Consider the following 3,006-nt stretch of genomic DNA (forward strand, 5'->3'; position numbering starts at 1 on the left):
GGCCGAGGGGCTGGCGCCTGGGGCGGGAGCCGGGGTCGGGGGGCGGCTCGTCGCGGGGCGGGCGGCGGGAATCGCCGCGGCCGGCGGGGCTAGCGCCATGTTCCGTCGCTGCGCTCGATCATGATGTGGCCGTTCGGCTCCAGGGTGGCGCGGCGGATGTCGCGCTCCTCGGCGCAGCCGGCGAGGCGCATGGCGTTCTCGAAGTCGGCCTCGCTGACCAGCTCGCGCCGGAGCGCGGCGCGGTCGATGCGGCCGTCCTCGGCGAGGATCGCCGGCCGCCCCTCGGCCAGCGCGCGGAAGCGGCGGGAGCGCGAGGAGAGGAGGGCGACCAGCCAGTTCAGCGCGATCAGCGTCGTCGCCATGACCAGCGCCCCGGTCAGCGAGTTGTCGCCGCCGTTGATGCCGTTCTGCACGGCGTTGCCGATCAGGATCAAAAGGATCAGGTCGAAGGGCGTGAACTGGCCGATGGCCCGCTTGCCGGAGGCGCGCATCAGCACGGTCACCAGCACGTAGATCGCCACCCCGCGCAGCACGAAATGCCACCACGGGGCGGAGAGGGCGAAGAGGTCGGCGAGGGGGCCTGCATCGGGCGCGGCCGGCATCGCTCACGCCTCCGGGGCGGGGCGGGCGCCGGTCCGGGGCGCGGGGGCGGCGGGTACGGTCATGGCGCGCAGGGTGCCGCGTCGGCGCGCCGGCCGCAAGCGGCGCGGGGGGCGGTGCGGCAGGTGCGCTCGGAAGCTGCGGGGGACACCCTTCGACCTGTTCGAGGGATCAAGGGGTCTGTGCGTCTGGCGTCGATTTTGGGTTCCGCGGTCCCCGCCCGGCCCGCTCCGCGTCGAGCCGGGAGACATGCGCATGTCTCCCGGCGGAAGCTGTCGCGAGACCTGCCTCGCCGCGGCGTCAGGGGAAGCCGACCTCGTTGAAGATCTGCTGGGCCTTGGGCTGGTTGATGCCGAGGATGCTGAGGTTCAGCGTGTCGCGCTTGAAGTCGCCGTACTCCTTCGCGATCGGCCCGACCTCGACGCCGGCGACGACCGGGAACTCGTGGTTCTGGTTGGCGAAGAACTCCTGGGCCTCGTCGGTGGTCATGTACTCGAGGAACTTGACCGCGTTCTCGAGGTTCGGCGCGTGGGCGGCGACGCCGGCGACCGAGATGTTGACGTGGGTGCCGGTGGTCTCCTGGTTGGGGGTGACCCAGCCGATCGCGTCGACCTTGTCGCTCAGGCCCTCGACGGGCGCGGCCTGGGCGCGGGCGAAATAGTAGCTGTTCGCCACCGCGATGTCGCAGGCGCCGGAGGCGATCCCCTTGAGCTGGTCGGTGTCGCCGCCCTCGGGCGGCTGGGCGAGGTTCGAGAGGAGCCCCTGCGCCCAGGCCCTGGCGCCCTCCTCGCCGTCGTGCTCGATGATCGCGCTCATCAGGGAGAGGTTGTAGACGTTGCTGGCCGAGCGGATGCAGATCTTGCCCTGGTATTCGGGATCGGACAGCGCCTCGTAGGTCTGCGGCGGGTTGGGCGTCCGCTCCCTGGAGTAGAAGATCAGCCGCGCGCGCTCGGAGAGGCCGAACCAGTGGCCGTCGGGGTGGCGCAGGTGCGCGGGGATGCGCTCCTCGAGCACCGGGCTGTCGACGCCTTGCAGCAGGCCCTCCTTGTCGGCGAGCCAGATGCGCCCGGCGTCGACGGTGAGGTAGATGTCGGCGGGGCTGTTGACGCCCTCGGCCTTCATGCGGGCGACCATCTCCTCGGGCGTGCCCTCGATGCGGTTCACCTTGATCCCGGTGGCGTCGGTGAAGAGCTGGTAGAGCTCGGTGTCGTTGTCGTAGTGCCGCGAGGAGTAGACGTTGACCTCCTGCGCGGCGACCGCGCCGGCGAGGCAGAAGGCGATGCCGGCGGTGGTCAGGGCGGCAAGCGAGGATCGGAACGGGTTCATCGGCGGTCTCCCTTTCGCGCGTGGCGCCTACCTGCCCGCGGCGCCGGAGCCGAGTCAACCGGGTTCCGAGCAAATCCCTCGGGATTGGCCTTCAGCGGCCGCGGAGCGCGTCGAGCCCGCGCTGCAGGAGCGAGCGCTCGCCGGCCGGGTCGGGCAGGGGCACGGGTCCGTCCGGGGCGAGGGTGGCGACCGCGGGACCTTCCAGCACGAGGCAGGTGAGCGGCCCGCCGCGGGCGACCCCGGTGTCGATGGCGATGCGGTTCGGCCGCCGCTCGACGGCGTCGACGATGGTGTGGCCGTGGACGACGGTGAAGCCGAAGTCGTCGTCGGAGCCGAGGAAGGGCTCGCGGATCCAGATGCAGTCGTCGCGGGCCTGCGCCTCGAGCGGCACGCCCGGGCGGATGCCGGCATGGACGAGGACGTAGCCGCCGATGCGCAGCCAGAGCGCGCAGCCGCGCAGGAAGGCGCGGTGCTCCTCCGGCATCGCCGCGGCGAAGGCGGCGCGGGTGGCGTGGGGGCGGTCGTGGTGGGCGTCCGTCACCCCGTAGGAGGCGAGGGTGGCGGCGCCGCCCATGGCGGGGTGGAGCCAGTGATAGGTGCGGTCCTGCCATTCCGGGTCGGCAAGGTAGGTCTCGATGTAGCTGTCGTGGTTGCCGAGCAGGAAGTCGACGGGCAGCGGGCCGCCGCGCAGCCCCATCAGCGTCTCGATCACCCCGCGGCTCTCCGGCCCGCGGTCGATGTAGTCGCCGAGGGTGACGAGCCGCGGCCGCGGGTGCGGCCGGCGGGCGAGGTCGGCGCGGACGCGGTCGAGCATGTCCTCGATGAGGTCGCGGCGGCCATGGACGTCGCCGATCGCGTAGACGCGCTGGCCCTCGGTCAGGTCGGTCATCGGCCGCTCCCCGGAAATGCGAAGGGGACGCGGATCGCTCCGCGTCCCCCTGCGGCCCCAGCGGGGCCGGTTACTCGATGATCTTCGAGACGACGCCGGCGCCGACGGTGCGGCCGCCCTCGCGGATGGCGAAGCGGAGCTTCTCCTCCATGGCGATCGGCGCGATCAGCGTGACCTCGAACTTCAGGTTG

General features: G+C 72.3%; 4 protein-coding genes. All 4 read right to left on the minus strand.

Annotated features, from left to right (window positions below):
* Positions 1-89 precede the first annotated feature (89 nt).
* Positions 90-602 (minus strand): DUF421 domain-containing protein, encoded by a 513-nt coding sequence (locus KBB57_RS20025; protein WP_290754164.1) that lies wholly within the window; start codon positions 600-602, stop codon positions 90-92.
* Between the two features lie 298 nt (positions 603-900).
* On the minus strand, positions 901-1,926 hold the full coding sequence (locus KBB57_RS20030; RefSeq protein ID WP_290754167.1) for a Fe(3+) ABC transporter substrate-binding protein: 1,026 nt from the start codon (positions 1,924-1,926) through the stop codon (positions 901-903).
* Positions 1,927-2,017: 91 nt separating this feature from the next.
* A complete protein-coding gene (locus KBB57_RS20035; protein ID WP_290754170.1) occupies positions 2,018-2,815 on the minus strand; it encodes a metallophosphoesterase in 798 nt (265 codons plus the stop codon).
* Positions 2,816-2,885: 70 nt separating this feature from the next.
* A partial coding sequence (locus tag KBB57_RS20040) for a hypothetical protein (protein WP_290752323.1) occupies positions 2,886-3,006 on the minus strand: 121 nt, incomplete at its 5' end.

The sequence above is a fragment of the Amaricoccus sp. genome, assembly GCF_017993425.1.
In the GTDB taxonomy this organism is placed as follows: domain Bacteria; phylum Pseudomonadota; class Alphaproteobacteria; order Rhodobacterales; family Rhodobacteraceae; genus Amaricoccus.

Bases quoted from the DNA above. Each gene is read 5' to 3' on its own strand.
- KBB57_RS20025 (WP_290754164.1), bottom strand. From the start codon at position 602: ATGCCGGCCGCGCCCGATGCAGGCCCCCTCGCCGACCTCTTCGCCCTC.
- KBB57_RS20030 (WP_290754167.1), bottom strand. From the start codon at position 1,926: ATGAACCCGTTCCGATCCTCGCTTGCCGCCCTGACCACCGCCGGCATC.
- KBB57_RS20035 (WP_290754170.1), bottom strand. From the start codon at position 2,815: ATGACCGACCTGACCGAGGGCCAGCGCGTCTACGCGATCGGCGACGTC.